Source organism: Aquibium microcysteis, assembly GCF_014495845.1.
Classification (GTDB): domain Bacteria; phylum Pseudomonadota; class Alphaproteobacteria; order Rhizobiales; family Rhizobiaceae; genus Aquibium; species Aquibium microcysteis.
In genome coordinates this window covers 1477928-1503433 of record NZ_CP061080.1, presented here as the reverse complement: position 1 = coordinate 1503433, position 25506 = coordinate 1477928, and the positions used below count along the sequence as shown (strand labels likewise).

The 25506-nt window shown below is 66.6% G+C and carries 17 protein-coding genes; 14 read left to right on the top strand and 3 right to left on the bottom strand.

What is annotated here, in order from left to right; translation table 11 throughout:
* The first annotated feature begins 192 nt into the window (after positions 1 to 192).
* The 12 genes from mce to IAI54_RS06865 all read left to right on the top strand — a co-directional run bounded on the left by mce (position 193) and on the right by IAI54_RS06865 (position 13721).
* Complete coding sequence (gene mce, locus IAI54_RS06920) at positions 193 to 597, top strand: methylmalonyl-CoA epimerase (RefSeq protein ID WP_187971644.1); 405 nt, start codon at positions 193 to 195, stop codon at positions 595 to 597.
* 25 nt (positions 598 to 622) lie between these two features.
* Positions 623 to 892, top strand: a complete 270-nt coding sequence (locus IAI54_RS06915; protein WP_187971643.1) for a DUF1467 family protein — start codon at positions 623 to 625, stop codon at positions 890 to 892.
* A gap of 567 nt (positions 893 to 1459) precedes the next feature.
* On the top strand, positions 1460 to 2785 hold the full coding sequence (proS, locus tag IAI54_RS06910; protein ID WP_187971642.1) for a proline--tRNA ligase: 1326 nt from the start codon (positions 1460 to 1462) through the stop codon (positions 2783 to 2785).
* Positions 2785 to 4068, top strand: a complete 1284-nt coding sequence (locus IAI54_RS06905) for a lipoprotein-releasing ABC transporter permease subunit (RefSeq protein ID WP_187971641.1) — start codon at positions 2785 to 2787, stop codon at positions 4066 to 4068. Before proS ends, IAI54_RS06905 begins: the two co-directional genes overlap by 1 nt.
* On the top strand, positions 4068 to 4751 hold the full coding sequence (locus tag IAI54_RS06900) for an ABC transporter ATP-binding protein (RefSeq protein ID WP_187971640.1): 684 nt from the start codon (positions 4068 to 4070) through the stop codon (positions 4749 to 4751). The genes IAI54_RS06905 and IAI54_RS06900 overlap by 1 nt, the downstream gene beginning before the upstream one ends.
* 1063 nt (positions 4752 to 5814) lie before the next feature.
* The gene (glpD, locus tag IAI54_RS06895; protein WP_187971639.1) at positions 5815 to 7344 is read left to right on the top strand and encodes a glycerol-3-phosphate dehydrogenase; all 1530 of its coding nucleotides are present in this window, start codon (positions 5815 to 5817) and stop codon (positions 7342 to 7344) included.
* 37 nt (positions 7345 to 7381) lie between these two features.
* Complete coding sequence (locus IAI54_RS06890) at positions 7382 to 8455, top strand: ABC transporter ATP-binding protein (protein ID WP_187971638.1); 1074 nt, start codon at positions 7382 to 7384, stop codon at positions 8453 to 8455.
* Positions 8456 to 8466: 11 nt separating this feature from the next.
* Positions 8467 to 9561, top strand: coding sequence for an ABC transporter ATP-binding protein (locus IAI54_RS06885; protein WP_187971637.1), 1095 nt, complete (start codon positions 8467 to 8469; stop codon positions 9559 to 9561).
* A complete protein-coding gene (locus IAI54_RS06880) occupies positions 9558 to 10424 on the top strand; it encodes a carbohydrate ABC transporter permease (RefSeq protein ID WP_187971636.1) in 867 nt (288 codons plus the stop codon). The genes IAI54_RS06885 and IAI54_RS06880 overlap by 4 nt, the downstream gene beginning before the upstream one ends.
* Positions 10425 to 10464: 40 nt before the next feature.
* Positions 10465 to 11343 (top strand): carbohydrate ABC transporter permease, encoded by an 879-nt coding sequence (locus IAI54_RS06875; RefSeq protein ID WP_420838298.1) that lies wholly within the window; start codon positions 10465 to 10467, stop codon positions 11341 to 11343.
* Positions 11344 to 11511: 168 nt separating this feature from the next.
* Positions 11512 to 11919, top strand: coding sequence for a DUF2160 domain-containing protein (locus IAI54_RS06870; protein WP_187971635.1), 408 nt, complete (start codon positions 11512 to 11514; stop codon positions 11917 to 11919).
* Positions 11920 to 11993: 74 nt separating this feature from the next.
* The gene (locus IAI54_RS06865; RefSeq protein ID WP_187971634.1) at positions 11994 to 13721 is read left to right on the top strand and encodes an ABC transporter substrate-binding protein; all 1728 of its coding nucleotides are present in this window, start codon (positions 11994 to 11996) and stop codon (positions 13719 to 13721) included.
* A 222-nt stretch (positions 13722 to 13943) separates the two neighbouring features.
* On the opposite strand, the gene IAI54_RS06860 is transcribed toward IAI54_RS06865, so the two are convergent.
* Together IAI54_RS06860 and IAI54_RS06855 are read right to left on the bottom strand one after the other, a co-directional pair.
* Positions 13944 to 14711 (bottom strand): Stf0 family sulfotransferase, encoded by a 768-nt coding sequence (locus IAI54_RS06860; RefSeq protein WP_187971633.1) that lies wholly within the window; start codon positions 14709 to 14711, stop codon positions 13944 to 13946.
* A gap of 141 nt (positions 14712 to 14852) precedes the next feature.
* Entirely contained in the window at positions 14853 to 15926 is a 1074-nt protein-coding gene (locus IAI54_RS06855) for a D-alanine--D-alanine ligase family protein (protein ID WP_187971632.1), read from the bottom strand.
* A gap of 459 nt (positions 15927 to 16385) precedes the next feature.
* On the opposite strand from IAI54_RS06855, the gene IAI54_RS29115 reads away from it, so the two are divergent.
* Positions 16386 to 21725, top strand: a complete 5340-nt coding sequence (locus IAI54_RS29115) for a hypothetical protein (RefSeq protein ID WP_187971631.1) — start codon at positions 16386 to 16388, stop codon at positions 21723 to 21725.
* Positions 21726 to 22431: 706 nt separating this feature from the next.
* On the top strand, positions 22432 to 24495 hold the full coding sequence (locus IAI54_RS06845; protein WP_187971630.1) for an ATP-binding protein: 2064 nt from the start codon (positions 22432 to 22434) through the stop codon (positions 24493 to 24495).
* Between the two features lie 344 nt (positions 24496 to 24839).
* Here the strand turns inward: IAI54_RS06845 and IAI54_RS06840 are convergent, their stop codons facing one another.
* Positions 24840 to 25502, bottom strand: coding sequence for a TniQ family protein (locus tag IAI54_RS06840; RefSeq protein ID WP_187971629.1), 663 nt, complete (start codon positions 25500 to 25502; stop codon positions 24840 to 24842).
* Positions 25503 to 25506 lie beyond the last annotated feature (4 nt).

Sequence of the window (25506 nt, the reverse complement as noted above, 5' to 3'; positions counted from 1 at the left end):
GGAGGGCGAATAGCGAATGGCGAATGGCGAATGGCGAATGGCGAATGGTGCGGTCGCGGATCGTCCGGTCGCAATGGCCACGTGCTGTGGACTTAAGCAGATCGGCAAAAGATCGGCCATCCACGCCACTCCCTACTCCCTACTCCCTACTCGCTATTCGCTATTCCCTATTCGCCCTTGCCGGAGGACCCCATGCTCGGACGCCTGAACCACGTCGCCATCGCCGTTCCCGACCTCGCCGCCGCGGCGGCCATGTATCGCGACACGCTGGGTGCCACCGTGACGGCGCCGCAGCCGCTGCCGGAGCACGGGGTCACCGTCGTCTTCATCGAGCTCGGCAACACCAAGGTGGAACTGCTGGAGCCGCTGGGGGAAGCATCGACGATCGCCGCCTTCCTGGCCAAGAACCCCGCCGGCGGCATGCACCACGTCTGCTACGAGGTCGACGACATCATCGCCGCCCGCGACCGGCTGAAGGCTGCCGGTGCGCGGGTGCTGGGCGACGGCGAGCCGAAGATCGGCGCCCACGGCAAGCCGGTGCTGTTCCTGCACCCCAAGGATTTTCAGGGCACGCTGGTCGAGCTCGAGCAGGTCTGACCGCCCTCCAGGAGGAGATCGTCCCGTGACGTGGGTATCCTATTTCGCCGTCTTCTTCCTGATCTGGTGGGTGACGCTGTTCGCCATCCTGCCCTTCAGCCTGCGCACGCAGGACGAGGACGGAAACGTCACGCTCGGCACCACGGCCAGCGCCCCGCGGGGATCGCATGTCCGCCGCGCCGCCCTGCGCACCACCATCGTCTCGCTGATCATCTTCGCGACGCTCTGGGTACTCACAAACCAGCTTGGTTTCAGCTTCGACGACATCCCGCGCATCGCCCCGGTCATCGACTGACTGCGGGTCCGGCCGCTTACCCACGCCCCGCCCGCCATCCTCCGTCGCGTCCCGTCGAGCGCGCAGCCCATTGCCACGCGCCGGTCCCGCCGGCACAAGGAGGGCAGGCGACCTCAATGCCTGGATCGGGTGGGCGCACCGCATGACGCCTGCGGGACGATGTCTGCACAAAAAAAAAGCAAGGCCGAAGCCTTGCAATGTTTAACGCGTCCGATCCGTATCCGGTTACCGGCGGCTGCGAGTGACCGCGCCTGGATCGCATCCTCCCAAGACTTTGACCGCGTGAGGAAAACGGTGCGTTGCTCCGTCTTCTCGTTTATGGCGGCACACTAGCGCAAGCTTCACATGCCTGTCACGATCTTTTTCGCGTTCGTGGCCTCAAAGATGTGCTGCGCTGCACAAAAAAACAGCAAGGTTTCCTTATAGTTATACCTTCGAACCTTCTTTTGCCGGGCCGCCGCGGTCGGGTTTCCATCCGGCCTCGAAATGGCTATGAAGCGCGTGCACAGACCCTGCCGAAAGCCCGATTCCTGCGGGCGTCACCTTTCATTCTCGACGGACATCCCCATGCGATTGTCGCGCTACTTCCTGCCCATCCTGAAAGAGAATCCGCGCGAGGCGGAGATCGTCTCGCACCGGCTGATGCTGCGGGCGGGCATGATCAAGCAGCAGGCCCTGGGCAGCTTTTCCTGGCTGCCGCTCGGCAAGCGCGTGCTCGACAAGGTCTGCCGGATCATCCGCGAGGAGCAGGACCGCGCCGGCGCGCTCGAGATCATGATGCCGACCATCCAGTCGGCCGAACTGTGGCGCGAGAGCGGACGCTACGACGCCTACGGCCCCGAGATGCTGCGGCTGCAGGACCGGCATGATCGCGAGATGCTCTACGGCCCGACCAACGAGGAGATGGTCACCGACATCTTCCGCTCCTACGTGAAGTCCTACAAGGACCTGCCGCTGAACCTCTACCACATCCAGTGGAAGTTCCGCGACGAGATGCGGCCGCGTTTCGGCGTCATGCGCTCGCGTGAATTCCTGATGAAGGACGCCTATTCCTTCGACCTGAACTACGAGGGCGCGAAAGCGGCCTACAACCGCATGTTCGTCTCCTATCTGCGCACCTTCACGCGGATGGGCCTGCAGGCGATCCCGATGCGCGCCGACACCGGCCCGATCGGCGGCGACCTCTCCCACGAGTTCATCATCCTCGCCGACACCGGCGAAAGCCAGGTCTACTGCCACCGCGACTATCTCGCCCTGCCGGTGCCGGGCGCCGACACCGACTTCGGCAACGATTCCGAGATCGCCGGCATCGTCAAGGACTGGACGACGCCCTATGCGGCGACCGATGAGATGCATGACGAGGATGCCTGGGCGGCGGTCGCGCCCGAGGCGCAGGTCTCGGCGCGCGGCATCGAGGTGGGCCACATCTTCCACTTCGGCGAGAAGTACTCCAAGCCCTTCGGCGCCAGCGTCACGGGACCCGACGGCAAGGAACATCTCGTCTCGATGGGCTCCTACGGCATCGGCCCGTCGCGGCTGATCGCGGCCATCATCGAGGCCTTCCACGACGAGGCCGGGATCATCTGGCCGGAGAGCGTCGCGCCGTTCGACGTCGCGCTGATCAACATGAAGCCTGGCGACCAGGGATGCGACACCGTCTGCGAAGACCTTTACGCGAAGCTGTCGGCGGCGGGCAGGGACGTGCTCTACGACGACACCGACCAGCGCGCCGGCGGCAAGTTCGCCACCGCCGACCTGATCGGCCTGCCCTGGCAGGTCATCGTCGGGCCGCGCGGCGTGGCGGCGGGCGAGGTCGAGATCAAGAACCGCCGCACCGGCGCGCGCGAGACCCTGTCCCCGGCAGACCTTCTCGGCCGGTTCGGCGCACGCTGATGGCCGAGGCGGCGGCGACCCCGGGCGGCGCCGGGCCCTTTTCGGCCTTCGAGCGCATGGTGGCCTGGCGCTACCTGCGCTCGCGGCGCAAGGAAGCCTTCATCTCGGTCATCGCCTCGATCTCCTTCATCGGCATCATGCTGGGCGTAGCCACCCTCATCATCGTCATGGCGGTGATGAACGGCTTCCGCGCCGAGCTGCTCACCCGCATCCTCGGCATCAACGGCCACCTCGTCCTCCAGGCGGTTGACACGCCGCTCGACGACTATGCCGCCGTCGCCGACCGCATCAACGGCATCCAGGGCGTGCGCTACGCTATCCCGCTGGTCGAGGGCCAGGTGCTGGCCACCGGCAATGTCGGCTCGGGTGCCGGCGCGCTGGTGCGCGGCATGCGCGAGGAGGACCTGCGCAAGGTCGAGCTCGTCGCCGGCAACATCCGCGAAGGCTCGCTCGACGGCTTCGCGTCGGGGCAGGGGGTGGCCATCGGCCAGCGCATGGCCGAGAATCTCGGCCTGATGCTCGGCGACGTGATCACGCTGACCTCGCCCGACGGGGACGTGACACCCTTCGGCACCACCGCGCGGCAGAAGGGCTATCCGGTCACCGCCATCTTCCAGGTCGGCATGTCGGAATACGACGCCTCGATCATCTTCATGGCGCTGCCGGAAGCCCAGCTCTATTTCAACTCCGAGGGCCGGGCGCAGACCATCGAGGTCTTCGTCGACAATCCCGACGCCGTCGACGAGCTGCGGCCGCTGGTCGAGGTCGCCGCGCAGCGGCCGCTGTTCATGGCCGACTGGCGCCAGCGCAACCACACTTTCTTCGCCGCGCTGGAGGTCGAGCGCAACGTGATGTTCATGATCCTGACGCTGATCGTCGTCGTCGCGGCGCTGAACATCATCTCGGGTCTCTTCATGCTGGTGAAGGACAAGGGCCGCGACATCGCCATCCTGCGCACCATGGGGGCGACGCGCGCCGCGATCCTGCGCATCTTCGTCATGACGGGTGCCGCCATCGGCGTCACCGGAACGGTGGCCGGCGTGGTGCTCGGCATCATCGTCTGCCTCAACGTCGAATCGATCCGGCAGTTCTTCTCCTGGCTCTCGGGCGAGATGCTGTTCAACCCGGAGCTCTATTTCCTGAGCCAGCTTCCCGCCAAGATCGACGTCAGCGAAACCACGTCGGTCGTGCTGATGGCGCTGGCGCTCTCCTTCCTCGCCACGCTGTTTCCCGCCTGGCGGGCCGCCAGCCTCGATCCCGTCGAAGCGCTGAGGTACGAGTGATGGCGGCCGAACTCGCTCTCCAGCTGGTCGGCGTGGAGCGGCGCTACAAGCAGGGCGCGCGGGATCTCGTCATCCTGGACGGCGCCGATTTCGTGCTCGGCCGCGGCGAGACCGTCGCGCTCGTGGCGCCTTCGGGCGCCGGCAAGTCCACCCTGCTGCACACGGCCGGCCTGCTCGAGCGGCCGGATGCGGGCGAGGTCCTGCTCAGCGGCGTTCCCTGCAGCGGCCTGTCCGACGACCGGCGCACGGCGATCCGCCGCAACGAGGTCGGCTTCGTCTACCAGTTCCACCATCTGCTGCCGGAATTCTCCGCACTGGAGAACATCGTCCTGCCGCAGCTGGTGCGCGGCCTGTCGCGCGCCGAGGCGGAAGAGCGGGCGCGCCAGCTGCTCGACTACATGAAGATCGGTCCGCGCGCCGACCACCGCCCGGCGGAGCTCTCCGGCGGCGAACAGCAGCGCGTGGCGATCGCGCGTGCGGTGGCCAACGCGCCGCTGGTGCTTCTGGCCGACGAGCCGACCGGCAACCTCGATCCGCAGACCGCCTCCTACGTCTTCGACGCCATGGAGGCGCTGGTGCGCCATTCCGGCCTCGCCGCCCTGATCGCCACCCACAACCACGACCTCGCCGCCCGTATGGACCGCCGGGTGACGCTCAAGGCCGGCAAGATCGTCGAGATCTGACGGGCGGCAGCGGCAGCGCTGCCGCCCGTCCGAAGGACCGTCGAGGGGCTGCACGTGCCGCCATGGCCGCGGCAACCGTCACATCCTGCATCGCCCCCCCTCCGTCGTCGCTTCGCGACGCCACCTCCGCCCCCACTTCGTGGGGTGGAGGACGAGTGGCCAGCCGCAGCGCCTATTCTCCAACCCCACGAAGTGGGGGGAGGTGCCGAGCGCAGCGAGGCGGAGGGGGGACCCCGCCGGGCCAGTTCGGGACGGTGGACGTCCGGGACGACGGACGTGGCCGGGCAGACCGCCACCGTCTCGCCCTCAGCGGCCGGCAGGTCCGCGACCCCGTCGCTGTCGCGCCGCCTCCATCTTCGTCATCCCGGAACGACGTCCGAGCACAGCGAAGGACGCCGTATCCGGGATCCATGTCTCGGCGTAGGTCGTCGGGCGGGACGATGGAGAAGGGCCGGTGCGTCGTCTGCACCGCCCCGCCTTTCGACGATCGCCGAGGCATGGATCCCGGGTCTGCGCCTCCGCTTCGCTCCGGCTTCCCCCGGGATGACGACGGCGAAAGCAGCGCCATCCCTTCCACCCTCGTCATCCCGGAACGGCGTCCAAGCGCAGCGCAGGACGACGTATCCGGGATCCATGCCTCGCCGCCCGTCCCCGCGATCCGGCCCACGACGAGGCACGTGCCGCCCGGTCGCCGCCCCCCGCCGCCACATCCTGCGCCCCCTCCGTCGTTGCTTCGCGCCGCCACCTCCGCCCCCCACTTCGTGGCGTTGGAGGACGAGCGTCGAGCCGCAGCGCCGATCCTCCATCCCCACGAAGTGGGGGGAGGTGCCGAACGAAGCGAGGCGGAGGGGGGACCACTCTGCCCCGAACCGGAGCCCGTCGCAGGCCTGCCTCGCACGGCCTGGACCTCCACCTTCGTCATCCCAAAACGCCGGACGGGCGGCGTTCGACCTTCGTCCACAGCACCGGTTTTTCGTTTGACATTCATCTAAAGTTCGCTTTACCCTCTCAATCAGGGCGAACGAAAGTCCAACAAAGGCAAGACGAAGCCCGGGAGAGACGCTTGGACGGCGGAGCGATCTACGACATCCTGATCATCGGCGGCGGCATCAACGGATGTGGCGTCGCGCGGGATGCCGCCGGTCGCGGGTATTCGGTTTTCCTCGCCGAGATGAAGGATCTCGCCAGCGGCACCTCGTCCTGGTCGACGAAGCTGATCCATGGCGGGCTGCGCTATCTCGAGCACTACGAATTCAGACTGGTGCGCGAGGCGCTGATGGAGCGCGAGGTCTTGTGGCGCATGGCGCCGAGCATCATCTGGCCGATGCGCTTCGTGCTTCCCCACCACGAGGGCCTGCGTCCGGCCTGGCTGCTCAGGCTCGGCCTGTTCCTCTACGACCACATCGGCGGCCGCAAGCTGCTGCCGGCGACGCGCACGCTGGACATGCGCAGCGACCCCGCCGGCAAGCCGCTGAAGCCGCTGTTCTCGCGCGCCTTCGAATATTCCGACTGCTGGGTCAACGATGCCCGCCTCGTCGTGCTCAATGCCCGCGATGCCGCCGACCGCGGCGCCGTCATCCGCACCCGCACCCGCGTGACCTCGGCCCGGCGCGACGGCGCGGTCTGGACCGTCACCGTCGAGGATTCCCGCAGCCGCCGCACCGAGACGGTGCGGGCGAAGCTCCTCGTCAATGCCGCCGGCCCCTGGGTCGACGAGGTGCTCGGCGCGACGCTCGGCAAGAACGACGTCCACAACGTGCGGCTCGTCCAGGGCAGCCACATCGTGGTGAAACGCAAGTTCGACGATCCGCGCGCCTATTTCTTCCAGAACCGCGACGGCCGCATCATCTTCGCGATCCCCTACGAGGAAGACTACACGCTGATCGGCACCACCGATCGCGATTACGAGGGAGAGCCGGGCGCGGTCGCGATCACCGACGTGGAGATCGACTATCTGTGCGAGGCGGCGAGCGAGTATTTCGCAGAACCGGTCCGCCGCAGCGACATCGTCTGGACCTATTCCGGCGTGCGGCCGCTGTTCGACGACGGCGCGTCGAAGGCGCAGGAGGCGACCCGCGACTACGTGCTGACCGCCGAGGGCGGCGGCGGCCAGGCTCCGCTCGTCAACGTCTTCGGCGGCAAGATCACCACCTACCGGCGGCTTGCCGAGGCGATGCTGGAGAAGATCGGCGGCCTGATCGGACGCCGCGGCGCCCCCTGGACGGGCGATGCATCGCTGCCCGGTGGCGACTTTCCGGTGAACGGCTTCGACCGCGAGGTGGGAAAACTCTCGGCCGCCTATCCCTTCCTCGACACGGGACATGCGCGCCGTCTCGTCAGGCTGTATGGTACCAAGGTGCCGGCCATGCTCGGCGCGGCGCGGTCAACCGCCGATCTCGGCCAGCATTTCGGGGCGGACCTCTGGGAGGCGGAGGTACGCTACCTGATCGAACACGAATGGGCGCTGTCGGCGGAAGACGTGCTGTGGCGCCGCACCAAGCGGGGCTTGCGTCTGACGGCGGTAGAAGCGGCCGCGCTCGACGACTTCATGCGGGGCGCGACGGGCCGATCGGAGACGGCAGCCGCCGAGTAGTGGCGGCAGGACGGCAGCACCTCTGGGAGGAGGCGACATGCTCGAACTGAGAAACGTGTCGAAGGTGGTGGGCGGCGAAGCGCATCTGCGCGATGTCTCGCTGACGCTTCAGCACGGCTCGCTGAACGTCCTGCTCGGCCCGACGCTGTCGGGCAAGACCAGCCTGATGCGCCTGATGGCGGGGCTCGACCAGCCGACCTCCGGCACGGTCTTCTTCGACGGCACGGACGTCACCGGCCAGCCGGTGCAGAAACGCAACGTCGCGATGGTCTACCAGCAGTTCATCAACTACCCGGCCATGACGGTGTACGAGAACATCGCCTCGCCGCTGCGCGTGGCGGGCCGAGACCGCGAGACGATCGACCGCCAGGTGCGGCGCGCCGCCGAACTCCTGCGGCTGACGCCCTATCTCGACCGGACGCCGCTCAACCTGTCCGGCGGCCAGCAGCAGCGCACGGCGCTCGCCCGGGCCATGGTCAAGAACGCGGGGCTGGTGCTGCTCGACGAGCCGCTCGCCAATCTCGACTACAAGCTGCGCGAGGAACTGCGGGCCGAACTGCCGCGCATCTTCGCCGAATCGGGTGCGATCTTCGTCTATGCGACCACCGAGCCGCACGAGGCGCTGCTCCTCGGCGGGCACACCGCGACGCTGAGCGAAGGGCGCGTCACGCAGTTCGGCCCGACCGTCGAAGTGTTCCGGCGGCCGGCCGACCTCGTCACCGCGCGCACCTTCTCCGACCCGCCGCTGAACACGGTTGAAGCCGACCTGTCGGGCGGCGCCTTCCATCTCCATGGCGGTGCCGTCGTGCCTGCGCCGCAAGGCGTCCCAGACGGCCGCTACACCATCGGCTTCCAGCCCCATCATCTGTCGCTGTCGAGGCCGGGACCGGCCGCGGCCGGTCTGCGGGCGCGCGTGGGCGTCAGCGAGATCACCGGTTCGGAGACCTTCGTCCATCTCGCCCATGCCGGCGAGCGCTGGGTGCTGCTCGCGCACGGGATCCATCATCTCGAGACCGGCGCGGAGATCGAGGTCTTCGTCGACACGCGTCATCTCATGCTGTTCGACGCCGCCGGGCGCGCCGTGGCTGCACCGGCGATGGCTTCGGCATAGGGGAGGGCGGCATGGCGCAGATCGAACTCGACCACATCCGTCACGCCTACGGGCCGGCGCCGAAGTCCGATGCGGACTACGCGCTGAAGGAGGTGCACCACACGTTCAAGGACGGTGGCGCCTATGCGCTGCTGGGGCCGTCGGGATGCGGCAAGACCACGCTGCTCAACATCATCTCGGGCCTGCTGCACGCCTCGGAAGGGCGGCTGCTGTTCGACGGACGGGACGTCTCGTCCCTGTCGACGCAGGAGCGCAACATCGCGCAGGTGTTCCAGTTCCCGGTCGTCTACGACACGATGACCGTCTACGACAATCTGGCCTTCCCGCTGCGCAACCGCGGCGTTGCCGAACCCGAGGTCGACCGCCAGGTGCGCGAGATCCTGGCGATGATCGATCTCGGCGACTGGGCGAAGCGGAAGGCACGCGGTCTCACCGCCGACCAGAAGCAGAAGATCTCGCTCGGCCGCGGCCTCGTGCGCTCCGACGTCAATGCGATCCTGTTCGACGAGCCGCTGACGGTCATCGACCCGCACATGAAATGGGTGCTGCGCTCGCAGTTGAAGGAGCTCCACCGGCGTTTCGGCCACACCATGGTCTACGTCACCCACGACCAGACCGAGGCGCTCACCTTCGCCGACGACGTGGTGGTGATGTATGAGGGCGAGGTGGTGCAGATCGGCACGCCGGACGACCTCTTCGCCCGGCCGAAGCACACCTTCGTCGGCTATTTCATCGGTTCGCCGGGCATGAACGTGCTGCCGGTATCGGTCGAAGGCGCGCGGGCGCGGTTCGGGGATGCCTGGATCGAGCTGCCGGACCGGCCGCGCGGGCCGATGGGCGGCGCGATCGAGCTCGGCATCCGGCCGGAATTCGTTCGCCTCGGCCGCGACGAGGGCATCCCCGCACAGATCGTCAAGGTCGAGGACGTCGGCCGCCACAAGATCGTGCGGGCGAGACTGCAGGACCACGCGATCGCGGCGATCCTGCGCGAGGACGAGGAGGTGCCGTCCGAGCCGCGCGTCAGCTTCGCGCGGGACGCCATCGGCATCTATGCCGGATCCTGGCGGGTCGACTACGAGACCGAAGGCGAGGGGGTGTCGGCATGAACAGGACCTGGAACAACCGCGCCTGGTTCATGGTGCTGCCGGTGCTGGTGCTGGTCGCCTTCTCGGCGGTGATCCCGCTGATGACGGTGGTCAACTATTCGGTGCAGGACACTTTCGGCAACAACCAGTTCTTCTGGGCCGGCACCGAATGGTACGAGGAGGTGCTGTCCTCGGACCGGTTCTGGAACTCGATGGCGCGCAACCTCGCCTTCTCGGCCATCATCCTGTTGATCGAGGTGCCGCTCGGTATCTTCGTGGCGCTCAACATGCCGCGCAAGGGCTGGGGGGTGCCGGTGTGCCTCGTCCTGATGGCACTGCCGCTCTTGATCCCGTGGAACGTCGTCGGCACGATCTGGCAGGTCTTCGGCCGCGTCGACATCGGCCTCCTCGGCTACGTCGCCAATGCGCTCGGCCTGGACTACAACTACGTCAGCGACCCGTTCGACGCCTGGGTGACGGTCGTCGTCATGGACGTCTGGCACTGGACGAGCCTCGTCGTGCTGCTCTGCTATGCCGGGCTGGTGTCGATCCCCGACGCCTATTACCAGGCCGCCCGCATCGACGGCGCCTCGCGGTTCGCGATCTTCCGCTTCATCCAGCTGCCGAAGATGAACCGGGTGCTGCTGATCGCCGTGCTCCTGCGCTTCATGGACTCCTTCATGATCTACACCGAGCCCTTCGTGGTCACCGGCGGCGGGCCGGGCAACACGACCACCTTCCTGTCGATCGACCTGGTGAAGCTCGCCATCGGCGAGTTCAACCTCGGCGAGGCAGCGGCCATGTCGATCATCTACTTCCTGATCGTCCTGCTCCTGTCCTGGGTCTTCTACACGGTCATGACCAATGTCGGGCAGGAGAAGTGACATGGCGATCGAGGCGGCCGGTGGGCGGAGAGACGTGCTGATGCGCAGCGGAGCCGGGCAGGGCGGTGTCGCAGGTGCCGGTCCGGACGTGGCGCGGATGATGAAGCGGCGCGGCGAGCCGTCGCGCTTCTGGTGGCTGGTGCCCACTCTCTACATCCTGTTCCTCATGCTGCCGATCTACTGGCTGGTCAACATGAGCTTCAAGACCAACCAGGAGATCCTGTCGACGCTCACCTTCTGGCCGCACGAGCCGACGCTGCGCAACTACCAGGTCATCCTCACGGATCCCTCCTGGTACAAGGGCTACATCAACTCGATCATCTACGTGGTCATGAACACGGTGATCTCGGTGGCGGTGGCGCTGCCGGCGGCCTATGCCTTCTCGCGCTACCGCTTCCTCGGCGACAAGCACCTGTTCTTCTGGCTGCTCACCAACCGCATGGCGCCGCCGGCCGTCTTCGCGCTGCCCTTCTTCCAGCTCTATTCGGCCTTCGGGCTGATCGACACCCACATCGCGGTGGCGCTGGCGCACTGCCTGTTCAACGTGCCGCTGGCGGTGTGGATCCTCGAGGGCTTCATGTCGGGGGTGCCGAAGGAAATCGACGAGACCGCCTATATCGACGGCTATTCCTTCCCGAAATTCTTCCTGAAGATCTTCATGCCGCTGATCGCGTCGGGCATCGGCGTCGCCGCCTTCTTCTGCTTCATGTTCTCCTGGGTCGAACTGCTGATCGCGCGCACGCTCACCACCACCGACGCCAAGCCGATCGCCGCCATCATGACCCGCACCGTGTCGGCGTCGGGCCTCGACTGGGGCGTGCTGGCGGCGGCCGGCGTGCTCACCATCATCCCCGGCGCGCTGGTGATCTGGTTCGTGCGCAACTACATCGCCAAGGGCTTCGCCCTGGGGAGGGTGTGATGAGGGTGCTCGCTTCCACCCGGATTGGCCCCCGCGCGCTGCGTCATCCTCGGGCTTGTCCCGAGGATCTGCGACCGTTGCGGGTTTGCGTCGCCACCCTGCCGCAGACATCCGCAGATCCTCGGGACAAGCCCGAGGATGACGGCCGCGGGACGGAGGAGTGACATCATGACCGCGACCCGACGCTGGCAGATACCGCTGTTGCTCGTCCTCGCCGTGTACTCCATCGCGGCCTTAAGCCTGATGTCGATGCTGCCGCTCAAGGACGGCGCACGGGACTGGTTTGCGCCGCTGGTCAAGGGCGGCTGGATGGCCTGGTCGTTCCCGACCGCGATGTTCTTCCTCACCATTCTCGCGCTTTTGGCGCTGATGGCGGTCTGGGAATACGCGCGGCCCGGCGGGCATCCCCGCGTCGGCATCCTGCGCTTCGAGACGACGCGCGGCGACCGGCTCTTCGTTTCGCTGCTCGGCAGCGCCTTCATCACTCTCGCCTGGCTGGGGCTCGTCGGCCCCGGCCTCTGGTGGGCACTCGCTCTCTGCGTGGTCTACGCCATCGGCGTGTTCCGCTACGTCTAGAGGGAGAACTGACGGAGCCGCGGCGTGCCGGCCGCGGCTCCGAATCGCACTCGCAACCTTAGGGAGGACTACGCATGCGACGGCACTTTCTAACGACCACAACGGCGCTTGTCTTGTGTCTGGGCGCCGGTCATGCCTTTGCCGGCATGGACGAGGCCAAGGCATTCCTCGACGCCGAGATCGGCGACATGTCGGTGCTCGACCGCGCCGCTCAGGAAGCCGAAATGCAGTGGTTCATCGATGCGGCGAAGCCTTTCGCCGGCATGGAGATCAAGGTGGTCTCCGAGACCATCACCACGCACGAATATGAATCCAAGACGCTGGCCAAGGCGTTTTCGGACATCACCGGCATCAAGGTCACGCACGACCTGATCGGCGAGGGCGACGTCGTCGAGAAGCTGCAGACGCAGATGCAGTCCGGCGAGAACATCTACGACGCCTACATCAACGACTCCGACCTCATCGGCACCCACTGGCGCTATCAGCAGGCCCGCAACCTGACCGACTGGATGGCCAACGCCGGCAAGGACGTCACCAACCCCAATCTCGACATCGACGACTTCATCGGCAAGTCCTTCACCACCGCGCCGGACGGCAATCTCTACCAGCTGCCCGACCAGCAGTTCGCCAACCTCTACTTCTTCCGCTACGACTGGTTCAACGACGAGAAGAACAAGGCCGACTTCAAGGCGAAGTACGGCTACGATCTCGGCGTGCCGGTCAACTGGTCGGCCTACGAGGACATCGCCGAGTTCTTCACCGGCCGCGAGATCGACGGCAAGAAGGTCTACGGCCACATGGACTACGGCAAGAAGGACCCGTCGCTCGGCTGGCGCTTCACCGATGCCTGGCTGTCGATGGCCGGCAATGGCGACAGGGGCATCCCGAACGGCAAGCCGGTCGACGAATGGGGCATCAAGGTCGACGAGAACGATCGCCCCGTCGGCTCCTGCGTGGCGCGCGGCGGCGACACCAACGGACCGGCCGCCGTCTACTCGATCGAGAAGTACCTCGAGTGGATGAAGAAATATGCCCCGGCCGCGGCGCAGGGCATGACCTTCGGCGAATCCGGCCCGGTGCCGTCGCAGGGCGAGATCGCCCAGCAGATGTTCACCTACACCGCCTTCACCGCCGACTTCGTGAAGGAGGGCCTGCCCGTGGTGAACGCCGACGGCACGCCGAAGTGGCGTTTCGCGCCGTCGCCGCACGGCGTCTACTGGAAGGAGGGCATGAAGCTCGGCTACCAGGACGCCGGTTCGTGGACGCTGATGAAGTCGACCCCGGACGATCGCGCCAAGGCGGCCTGGCTCTACGCCCAGTTCGTCACCTCCAAGACCGTCGACGTGAAGAAGAGCCATGTCGGCTTGACCTTCATCCGCCAGTCGACGCTCGATCACCAGTCCTTCACCGATCGCGCGCCGAAGCTCGGCGGCCTCGTCGAGTTCTACCGCTCGCCGGCCCGCCTGCAGTGGTCGCCGACGGGCACCAACGTGCCGGACTATCCGAAGCTGGCACAGCTGTGGTGGCAGGCGATCGGTGACGCCTCGTCGGGCGCAAAGACGGCGCAGGAGGCGATGGACTCGCTCTGCGCCGAGCAGGAAAAGGTGCTGGAGCGGCTCGAGCGCGCCGGCGTCCAGGGTGACATCGGCCCGAAGCTCGCCGAGGAGAAGACCCTCGAAGAGTGGAACGCCGATGCCGTTGCCAAGGGCAACCTCGCGCCGCAGCTGAAGATCGAGAACGAGAAGGAACAGGGCCAGACCGTCAGCTACGACGAACTGGTCAAGAGCTGGACCAAGAACTGACGCAGGTCTCCCGAAGATCCTTTCGGGAGGAGGACATGCGCGCGGACGGTCGCCTGAGGCGGATGGAGCGGATCTGAAGGATCGCGCCATGCTTCGGAACCGGATCGCAGGATCCGATCGGGGAGGCGGCAGCGATGCCGCCTCCTTTCTTGGTCGTTCCGACGGGCTTCGGGCGAAGGTGGCCGCGCCCCCTCCGTGTCGCCGGCCGCCACCGTCCCCGCGTCATTCCGGAAGGTGCGGCCGCGCGGAGCGGAATCGCTCCACCCAGTCTCGGTTCGTGGCGTCGGCGAGCCTGGCCGTGCCCGGCTTGACGCCGCGGGCCGCCGCGCGCGGCAGGCCGAGGGCTTCGAGGACCGTCGCGAGCGTGCCGGCGGGATCGGCAGACAGTGCATCGTAGGTGAGCCGGAGCGGCGAGGCTCCCTCCCGGTCGAACCATTCCGCCCATTCCCGGTCGTAGCCCGTCAGTTCCGCCACGGCGGCGGCAATCGCCGCGCCGTCATAGACCGGCTCGCGCGGCGGTGCGGTACGCTCCAGTTCGGATCCGTCGGCGGCCCGGTGCCAGAGGCCGGTCTGCCCGGCCCGCACCAGCGAGACCGCCTGGTCGACCTTGTCGGCGCGGGTCAGGTGGATGAACAGGGTGCGGCCGAAGGCTGCCTCCATGCGCGCGGCGTCGCCGGCCGGGCCGGGATGAAGCAGGGCGAGCTTCTCGGAAAAGAAGGCGAAGCTGCGCCGCTGCAGGCGCAGGCCGAAGACGGGCGTGCCGCCGCGGCCGCGCCCGATCGCCGCGGCGAAGACGGTCGCGACGGTGTCGCGTTCGTCCCGGCCCGGCACCTCCGGCAGCTCGTGGTCCGCCAGCCATTCGGCGAGCGAGGGCTCGTGGAAATGCGAGCCGGGATTACCGGCGATCCCGGTGGCGGCGAGCAGCCTGCACAGAAGCGTGCTGCCGCTGCGCGGCGCGGTGCAGAGCACGTAGGCATCGTATGGCGGCATGGCGAATTCCCTCCGATCGGCGGGCAAGCGGTGTGACCGCCCGCTTACGCCGGTTCGCCGTCGCCGCCCAACGACGAATCCGGCGAAGCCATCGGAAGACCCGCGGGCGTTGCACGGGCGCAACAGCGGCAACCCGCCGCGTCAGTCGGCGGCCGCCCGCGCCAGCCCGTGCTCCACCAGCCGGTCGAGCAGGTCGGGATAGCTCACGCCGCTCGCCGCCATCGCTTTCGGATACATGCTGATGTCGGTGAAGCCCGGGATGGTGTTGATCTCGTTCACCAGGAGGTCCAACCCGGCCGTGACGAAGAAGTCGACACGGGCCATGCCGTCGCAGCCGACGGCGCGAAAGGCCTGCGCGGCGATCGCCCGCATGCGCGCCTCGACCTCGTCGGGCAGGGCGGCCGGCACCATGATCGCCGCCCCCGCCGCGTCGGTGTACTTGGCATCGTAGGTGTAGAAGCCGTGGCTCTCGGCGGGCGCGATCTCGCCGGGGCGCGACACGAACAGGCTGCCGTCCGGCGCCTCCAGCACGGCGCATTCGATTTCCCGCCCGTCGACGAAGGCTTCGACGAGCAGCTTGCGGTCGTGCCGGAAGCCTTCCTGGAGGGCGGCGCGATAGGCATCTTCCGTGGCAGCCTTCGAAACGCCGACCGAAGAGCCCTGGCGCGCCGGCTTCACGAAGACCGGCAGGCCGAGCGTGGCCTCGACCGCGGCGAAGGACGGCGCGTCGTCGGCCTGGACGGTGAGCGACCGCGCCACCGCGATGCCGGCCTGCGCCAGGAGGCGCTTTGCGATATCCTTGTCGAGCGCGGCGGCCGAGCCGAGGATGCCGCAGCCCACGAGCGGCACGCGCGCCACCTCGGCCAGGCCCTGGACGGACCCGTCCTCGCCGGCGAGCCCGTGCAGCACCGGAAACAGGATGTCGATCGGCGGCAGCTCGTGCGGCGCGCCATCCGCCGGGATCGCCAGCAGCCGCCCGCGGCCGCCCGGCACGAGGCAGAGTTCGTCTCCGGATGCCGACGTCGACAACACGCCGACCTCGACCGAGCCGAGCCACCAGCGCCCGTCGCGCGACACGAAGACCGGCACCACGTCGTAGCGCTCCGGCCGCAGCGCCCGCACGACATTGGTGGCCGACATCAGCGACACCTCATGCTCGGACGAGCGGCCGCCATAGAGGATGCCGATGCGCAGGCGGGGGGGCGACGTCGTCATGCAGGGCTCCGTTCGTCGGTCATCGCGTCTCGTTGGCCGAGCACTGTGACGCGGCGGCGGGATTGGCAATGCGCCAGCCTGGACGACGGGTAGCCCAGGCGGCGGGCGAGGCGCCTGCATCCGGAGCACAACGGGAAAACGTGGTCGACGCGCGCTCGCGATGCATGGCGGGAGAAATCTACACGCCCGGCGATAGGCGCGGATAGCCGATGCCATCACAACGCGTACCAGGTGTGACTAATTTACAATTCGTTCACGAATTCCTCCTGCGATTCTGGAAAACAGCATCCGGTCGAACAAAAACCATGTTACCCGAAGTTGTCGCTTGCTGTTTTAAGTTGACGCTTGGGGGTTAGTTTGCGGTTTGAAGTGTGTGGTCGTGCGCGCCGTTCGAGCGTCGCGCGCAGTGTGATGTTCTGCGTCACCTTTCTCGCCGCCGGCGGAGCGTCGGCACAGACCATGACCAGCGTGGTTTCCCAGACCGAGACCGTCGTCGGTTCCACGGACGTCGCCGTCGTCCCGCCAGCGGGATTGAACGGCCAGAACGGCGGGACGGGGTACTATACCTGTTCCGACATGACCTGGGGCAGCGCCTGCGCCCGGCTCGGCTATTCCTTCCCCAGCGCGACCGTTCAGGCCCCCGGCAACGGCGGAGCCGCGCCGTCGAGCGGGACGGTCACCCTGCTCGAGTCCAGCGACACGGGCGTGGCGCAGATCGCCGACTACGATGCGAGTTCATCGGCCTATTCGTTCCTGTCCTCGGCTTCGACGGTGGTGGTGACGCAGGAGGGATACAATTCCGAGACCTCCGTCCTGGCGACGGTGAACACCGGCGTATCGGCGACGGACTGGGTCAATGGCGGAGCGGCCTTCGTGCTCAGCGGCGAGATCGACAACGGGTCGGATCCGGCCACGGTGTTCTCGGTGTCCTTCGGCGAAACCGTCGACGGGCTCAACCAGCCGATCGATGGCTGGACCCTCGCCGAGATCGCCGCAGAGTTCAACGCGCAGTCGACCACCAGTTCCTGGGGGCTGACGGCGACGGTCTTCGACGACGGCACGGACTACTATCTGAAGATCATCGCCAGCACGGAAGGCGACGACCGCGAGGTCACCGTTTCCGTCACCGGTTCGGCGACCGCGACGGCGGTCGGCGCCGGGTCCGGGAATCCGGTCACCGATCTCGACTTCGGCGGCACGCTGGCGACCGGCTACGTGGCCACCAGCGGCAGCCAGATCCAGAGCTATCCGTGGCTTTACACGGTGGATGGCGGAGCGCCGCAGAGTTCGGAATCGCCCTACATCGTCATCGACGGCGTCAGCATGAAGCTCGTCGGCGCAGGCTCGACCGATATCGGCGGCACAGTCGAGAACGGAACCGTGCCCGGCGGCACGGCCGGTAACGCCGGCCTCGCCGGAACCGACATCACCATCGCCGATGCCTGGGCGTCGGTGACGCTGGGCGGCACCGCCTATACGCTGACCACCACCGGCGGCGCGGCCGGCCAGGCCGGCATCGGCGGAACGGGCGGGCGGGGCGGCACGGGCGGCGAAGGGTACACCGATACCGCGCCGGTGATCATGTTCATGCCCTTCCCGCCGCTGACCATCCCGAACACGCAGTTGCTCAGCGCCCAGGGCGGCATCGGCGGCACGGGGGCGATCGGCGGCGTCGGCGGCACGGGCGCTGCCGGCGGCACCGGCGGGGCGATCGATTACACGCTCGCGACGCCGCTGCTCACGGCCGGACAGATCGTCGACGCCACCTCGATCGGCGGCATGGGCGGGCAGGGCGGCCAGGGCGGCAGCGGCGGCCAGGGCGGCGATGGCGGCGACGGCATGGCCTCCGTGGAGTCGAGCAGCCTGCTTCCGGCCATCGCGGTCGCTTCCGGCAACATCGGCGGCATCGGCGGCATGGGTGGAACCGGCGGCATCGGCGGCGCCGGCGGCGCGGGTGGCGCGGTCGACCTGAACCTCTCGCTCGGCATCGCCACGGTCGACGACGGCATGGCGGCGCGCAGCCGCGGCGGCGTGGGCGGCATCGGCGGTACCGGCGGGACGGGCGGCCAGGGCGGGCAGGGCGGCGATGCCGTCTCCTTCGATCCCGAGATCCTCGGCAAGGAGGGCCGCGACGGTTTCACCGGCGGTCTGGCCGGCATCGGCGGCGTGGGCGGCATCGGCGGCATCGGCGGAGCCGGCGGTTCGGTGCTGGTCACCAGCGAGACGACCCAGCTCACCGCCGCCGGCTTCGGAATCTTCGCCGAAAGCGCGGGCGGGCAGGGCGGAACGGGCGGCGCGGGCGGCGTCGGCGGCACCGGCGGCCTCGGCGGCAATGGCGCGTCCGACCGGGAGGCCACCTTCACGTCCGACATCGCCAACGCGGCCGGCAATGGCGGCGCGGGCGCGATCGGCGGGGTGGGCGGTCGCGGTGGCCGCGGCGGGGACGGCGGGCTGGTGCATGTCGACAATCTCGGCGCCGGCAACCGCATCGACGCGGGCGAGGTCGGCATCGTCGCCCGCAGCCTCGGCGGCGTCGGCGGAACGGGGGGCGTGGGCGGCATCGGCGGTCTCGGCGGGACGGCCGGAGCCGTCGGCTACCAGTCCCCGGTCTTCCTGGTCCTCTATGGCGGAACGGCGGGCGGTGCCGGCGATGGCGGCGATGGCGCCGGCGGCGGCGCGGGCGGCGACGGCGGCAATGGCGGCAATGGCGGTGTCGTCGAGGTGGTCAACGAGGGCATCGTCAGCGTCGCGGCGACCGACGACGGTTCGGCCATTCGCGCCGAGAGCCTCGGCGGCATCGGCGGTCTGGCCGGCGCCGGCGGCGCCGTCGGCGCCGGCGGGTCGGGAAGTGCGGCTGGCTCCGCCTTCGACGCCTGCACGCTCGGCGAGATTCCCTGCCTGGGTTATGCCCTCGGCACCGGCGGCCAGCGCGGCCTGCTGCTCGAATGGAACGCCGGCTTGGACGGCGCGGCCGGGACGGTCACCGGACTGGCCGGCGAAGCGAGTATCGTGGGTGGCGCCGGCGGTGCGGTCGACGTCGAGAACTCGGGAACGCTTCTCACGCGCGGCGGCAGGGCCGACGGCATCCTGGCGGTCAGCGTCGGCGGCGTGAACGGCCTCAACGAGCGCTTCGGCGCCGGCACCTACAATTCGAACCTGCTCTACTGGACCGGTCTGCCGATCGGCACCCAGATGGGCGGGGCAGGCGATGTCGACGTCGCGAATTCGGGCGGCATCGGCACCAGCGGCAACCGCTCAGCCGGCATGACCGGCCTGTCCTACGCGTCCGGCCAGGTTTCCGGCGACGTCACGATGCTGAACGACGGCGGCGTGATCGAAACGACCGGCGACGAAGCGCACGGCATCATCGCAAGGAGCCATGTCGCCACCATCGACGGATTTGCCGAATCGGCCTCCGGCGACGTCACGGCCTCCAACAATGACGGCTCGATCACCGTCACCGGCACAGGCAGCTCGGCCGTGGTGGCGCGCAGCGATTCGGCAATCGGCGACGCCGGCGCGGTCACCGTGGACAATGCCGACGGGTCGATGCTCGGCTTCGGCGGGCCGGGCGTGTTCACCGTGACCGCCGCCAGCATCTCCGACGTCGGAGACGCAGGCCTGGTCAGCCTCGACAACACCGCCGGCTCGATCGTCGGCCATTCCAACGACGGCGCCGTGCTGCTCGAAAGCCGCGCCGCGACCGGGTTCGCATCCGGCGGCGTCTTCGTGACCACGAGCGGTGTCGTCGCGGCGACCGGCGCGGAGGCTTTCGGCCTGCGCCTCATCTCCAGCAGCGGCGACATCGACGTCGCCAACACCGGCCTGATGCAGGGCGGCTCGGGCGGCACGGCCATGGCCATCCTGGGCGGGACGACGAACACGCTGACCAATGGCGGCGCCGGCGAGATCTTCACCCTCGGCGGCCTGGCGGACGTCGTCATCACCGGCGGCGCAGCCTCCGAAGCCGTCACCAACCAGGCCGGCGGCTGGATGCTCGGCTCCATCGATCTCGATTTCGACAATTCGGGAGGAACCGGCAACACCGTCGAAAACAGGGCAGGGGCCACTTTCGTGATGGGCACGGATGTCGACCTCGGCCACGCGACGGACGGCTCCAACCTGTTCACCAATGCCGGCGTCATCTCGATCGGGCTTGCCGGAAATCCGAACGGCAACCTCCAGCTCGAGCCCACCGTCAGCGTCGCGGCTGCACAGCCCGCGGCCCTCCCGCCGAGCCTGTTCGCCGCCTTCTTCGCCACGCCGGCGGAGTTCGCACCGACGCTCGACGGGCTTCAGTTGACCAAGGTCACCGGCAACTTCGCGCAGGCCGCCGACGGCAACGTGATCGCCGACGTCGCCTTCGACCGCAACGACCAGGGCGTTCCGGGCATCGACGAGATGGACCGCATCTTCGTCACGGGCACCGCGAGCCTCGCCGGAACCCTGCAGCTCAGCCCGATCACCGGCGCCGGATCGGCCGGCACCTACCTGATCCCGTTCCTCTATGCCGAGGGGGGCGTCAGCGATGCGGGAATGACCGTCCACCCGACGTTCCTGAACGGCACGTCCTCGACCACGGCGACCTTCTCGGCGACGGTCGATTTCTCCGACCCGAACCTCGCGCAGCTGTCATACACGATCGACTATTGCCCGGGCGGGCTCACGGTCAACCAGGGTTCCTATTGCGGCGCCGTCACCGCCATCCAGGCCTATGGCTGGGCCGATTACGAGACGGTCGCGGCCAACATCCTGCGCGTCGTCGACCTCGCCGATCTGAAGACGGTCTATGATTCTCTCGACGGCGAGGGAATGGTCGGCGCGGCCGAGGCCCAGCACGGCGCGACCCGGCAGATGGGCGACTCCATGCACGGCATGGCCGCCCAGGCCGTCGACTGCGCGCTCGACCCCGAGAAGAATCCGGCGCTGCGCTGCGACGACGGCCTCCGCTTCTGGAGCAGTTCCGCCTACGGCTTCGAGAAGGCCGCGGGCGACGGCAACAGTGCGTCCTATCGCGGCTACGACCTGTCGGGCTCGCTCGGCGCCATCATCGCGCGCGAAAACGCCTTCGTGACGCTCGGCCTCGGCACCAGCGCGGTCGACTTCAAGATCCGCGATCGCTGGATGGGCGGCGACGGCATGGGCGCATGGGCCGGCGTCGGCGCCGGGTTCGTCAGCGACGACGGTCTCTACATCGAGGCCAATCTCGGTGCGGGCATGACCGAGAGCGACTATCAGCGCACCGCCTGGGGCTACACGCTCGACGGCGAACTCGATCCCCATACCGTTGGCGGCGACTTCCGCACCGCCTTGCTGCATGGCGGCGTCAAGGCGGGCTTCCAGACCGACCTGGGACTGCTCGGCCGCATCCATCTCTTCGGCGCCTACGACGTCTCCTCGACGCGGCGCGAGGATTTCCGCGAGGACGACGGCGTCTGGGGCAACCACTATCTGGCCGACACCGTGACCGACCAGTACGGAACGGTCGGCGCGACGCTGTCGAACCGCTTCACGCTCGGCGGCGCGATCATCGTCGAACCGAGCGTCACCGCGGCCTGGAAGGAAGCGCTGGTGCTCGACGACCGCACGATCCGCGCGCGCTCGCTGGCGGCGGACGCCTACGGCTTCGGCTGGGAGGCGATCGGGGCGACGCCGGACTATTCCCGGCTGGAACTCGGCCTCGGCCTGCGGCTGCGCACGATCGACGGCCTCGTCTGGGACGTCTCCGCCACCACCTGGGAAAGCGAAGGCCTCGGCCGCAGCTCGGACGTCGACATGAGCCTGTCCTTCCGGTTCTGACCCGTTCTTCCGCGCGGCCGCGGGAGATCGGATCCCGCACATCGATCGGAACGTCCGGACGCCGTGCCGGACCATCCGCCCACGGCGTGCGGCGGCATTCGGCGATCGCCATCGGCGTCGGAAAGCGTCGAATCTTCCTCCGCTGTCGGGCAGGGCGAACGCCAGTGCGCGACGGGCCGATGGAGCGCGCTGCGGACTTGTACATACAGTTCCTATCTGAATCTGCCGTCGTAGAATTCGTAATCAATTCAACGCCACTATTGAATTCGTATCGGAATCCTGAGAGGGCCTATCTGAATCTTTGTGCTGGCTGAAGTTCCTATCTGAATCTCGCTTTCTTGCCCGTGATCACTGCCGGTAGGTGTCACAACCTCTGATTGCTGCTTATAGGCTGGCAGAGCTGCTGATCGACAGAACGCACTCGCCCCGTTCGTCGGGGTTCAACGTTTCGATACGTCACACGAAACGGCGGACTTATTCGAGGCTCACGGGTGCTGCCATAAATCGACAGCATCCGGAATGGGGCCGACATCGGACTGACAGCTTCTATGTGGTCGTATACCAACGGAAACGTGCGATGCCGTTTTCCACCCAAAGACATCACCTTCCTAGCTAGAACTGTTCTGATGTGATGGTAGCATTGCGGTGCGCCTTACGAGCGGGATGCGGAGCGCTAGCGGATCAAGTTGCAGATTGGCGGAACCCAATGAACCAGATTATCGCCCTGCAGCCGGGAATGCTTCGGACCAACCTCAGGGGGCAGATCCGACAGACACAGCTTCCGAAATGGAAGGCGCTACTTCCGCTATTCGAGGCGGTGATGAACTCTTTCCAAGCAATTCAGGACGCGAAGTCCGACAGGCGGCATCGCGTCACGATCGTCGTGGAGCGCGCCGAAAATCTGCTCGGCCAGGACGACGCTCCTATTGTCGGTTTCGAAATCAGCGATACCGGCATCGGCTTCACCGACGAGAACTTCGATTCGTTCAACACAGCGTATTCTGAACACAAGTACCAGCGAGGCGGAAAAGGTCTCGGCCGATTCATGTGGCTCAAAGCCTTCGAGACGGTCCATGTGAGAACTACGTTCCAGGCGCAGGACGGGGATGACGAGCCAAGTCATTGGCTGCGGGATTTTGAGTTCGGCTTCGACTACGACCCGGACGCGGCCAGCGCGGCGCAGATCGACAGTGGGGCGTCAGGAACGACGGTCAGACTCGCGGGCTTCCTTTCGCCTTATTGCGAGGAGTGTCCGACCGACATTGAGATACTGGCGCAGCGCCTGGCCGAGCATTTCATCCTCATCCTGATGCAACCAGAGTGCCCCGAGGTCGAGATCCAGGACGGTGGCATCAAGCTGTCCCTCAACAAAGTGTTTAACGAGAATTTCCAGCGCGGCGGGCACAGCGGGAACTTCGAGTTAGCCGGGCGTAGTTTCCGCATCCACGGGTTCCGCCTCCACTCGCCCCGCGCATCGAAACATCGCCTGATCTACGCGGCAAACTCGCGCGCAGTGATCACGGAAAGGCTTGACCAGTTCATCCCCAACTTCATTGGGCGGCTGCAAGACGAGGAGGGAGGCAGTTTCGTCTACCTCGCGGTGGTCCAAGGGGACTACCTCAACGACAGGGTCAATAATTTCCGCACAGACTTCGACATACGCGAGGAACTGGAGGACGGACAAGATGATATGCTCCAAGTGGAAGACCTACGGCGGTCCGACATCCGGACGGAATGCCTTGAGTTCGTTCAACAGGATCTCGCCGAATTGATTGATAGCCTCAACACCGCAAAAGCTAAGCGGGTCCGGGACTACGTCAGAACGGAAGCCCCACAGTATAAACCTCTCCTTCGCTACCTGGATCAGTTCATCGGCTCAATCTCGCCAAATGCCTCCAAATTGGACATGGAGTTGGCACTACACAGGGAGCTCCATCAACGCGAGGTCAGCCTTAAGAGGGAAGGGTCCCGCATATTGACCGAAGCGGCCAGGCAAGAAGACTACGAAGGGTACCGTCAGCGCCTATCGGAGTTTATGGAGCGTTCGAACGAACTCGGCGTGTCAGCCCTCGCCCAATACGTATCCCACCGCAAGATCATTATCGAGCTGTTGGAGAAAGCGCTCTCCAACGACAAACGGACGGCCAAATATCCGCTTGAGGAGGCAGTCCACAGTATCCTCTTCCCGATGAGGGCAACAGACCAGGATATCCTCTATTCGCAACAGAACCTTTGGATCATCGACGAACGACTCAACTTCCATTCTTTCATCGCTTCCGACCGGCCGCTCAACTCTCACACCCATTTCACTTCGGAATCGCGGAAGCGGCCTGACCTTTTCATCTTCGATCGGAAAATTGCATTCTCTGAAAAGCCCGAAGACGGCATGCCTCTCAATAGCATCACCGTTATCGAGTTCAAACGACCGCAGCGGGACGACTACACCGGCGACGACAATCCGCTCAGACAAGTGTTCGAGCAGATACAACTCATTCGCGGTGGCCAGTTTAAGGACGACAACGGGCGGCCGTTGTCGGTTGCGGGGGAAAAGATACCAGCTTTCGCTTACGTCGTGTGCGACATTACACCGAGCATGCACGCCGAGCTGAAGATGTCGGACGCGATGCCTACGCCGGATCAGCGGTCCTACTACGGATATCACCGGACCTTCGGGATCTATTTTGAGGTAATCGACTACGGCCGACTTCTTGCCGATGCCAAGCGTCGCAACCGCGTCTTCTTCGATCGCCTGAACCTCATGGACGCTTAGCACCCCTTGAGCCGACCGAAAGGGGTCTCGTAGAGCATCGACATGTCGCCCCAAATGTCGCGTGCTGCGGCGAAGACGGAGGTGTTTGGACCTGGTCAGAAAATGAATCGAACGTCCGCTCTCAGGAGGCCCTCACAAGTAGGCGAATGGCACGAATGGGGGCGCATTGCGGACACATGCGCGTGTTGAATCTTCGCATGATGGCCGGGAATTCAGTAACTGACGTGGCTCATCGATGTATCGAGACCCAACGAAGCCATGGAGGTCTCTTTCGTCGAGGACAGAAGCTTCTCCACTAGTGCGTCATGTTACGCCAGATGTGTCGCGGCCAGCGTCACGGCCCGTTAGCCCAGCGAATGGTGCCAAATGGCTGCTAAGCTAAGGTCTTGTAACTCGGGGGGAAGTCCCTTTCTCGACTTCTGCGCCACGCCGGGCTTCGCGGAGAGCAATCCTGCCCACACACGACTTCGATAAATTTCCTCGTCGGTTCCGACCTCCGGTGAAATCTCACTGAGATCCTGATCGCAACGGCAGCATTTCCATGGGGTGCGAAGCGTCACCCAAAGTTGCGGGTGTCCGCATGTGCACTTCTCCCGCAACCTTTCACCTGTCGTTGGGTCACAGGTGATACCCCGAACAAGCCACAGGTTGCGATGGAACCCCGCGCCGGATGCAAAACGACCCGGAGCGAAACGGAGGCGGATGGGATCGATCATTACTCGCGGCGTAGCGTGGCCGTTCATCGACACCACATGCGGCGACAACCAACACAGCTGGCGAGCGACGATATCCGATTCTTCAACACCGGTCGCACATGCCAAGGGGAGGGCCCAGACCTGGCTCAAGAGAACGGCCGGCCAAGCTTGTGCCCCCATCCCCAGTTCCGCGCTGGCGAGTACATCCGGCGTGACGCCGTTGGCCGCAGCAATCCGGGCGGTAAAGCTCAGCAGGCTTTCGCCGTCGTGCAGCTTCGGAACCTGCGAAAGGCGACGGTAGCGTGGTGGCATGACG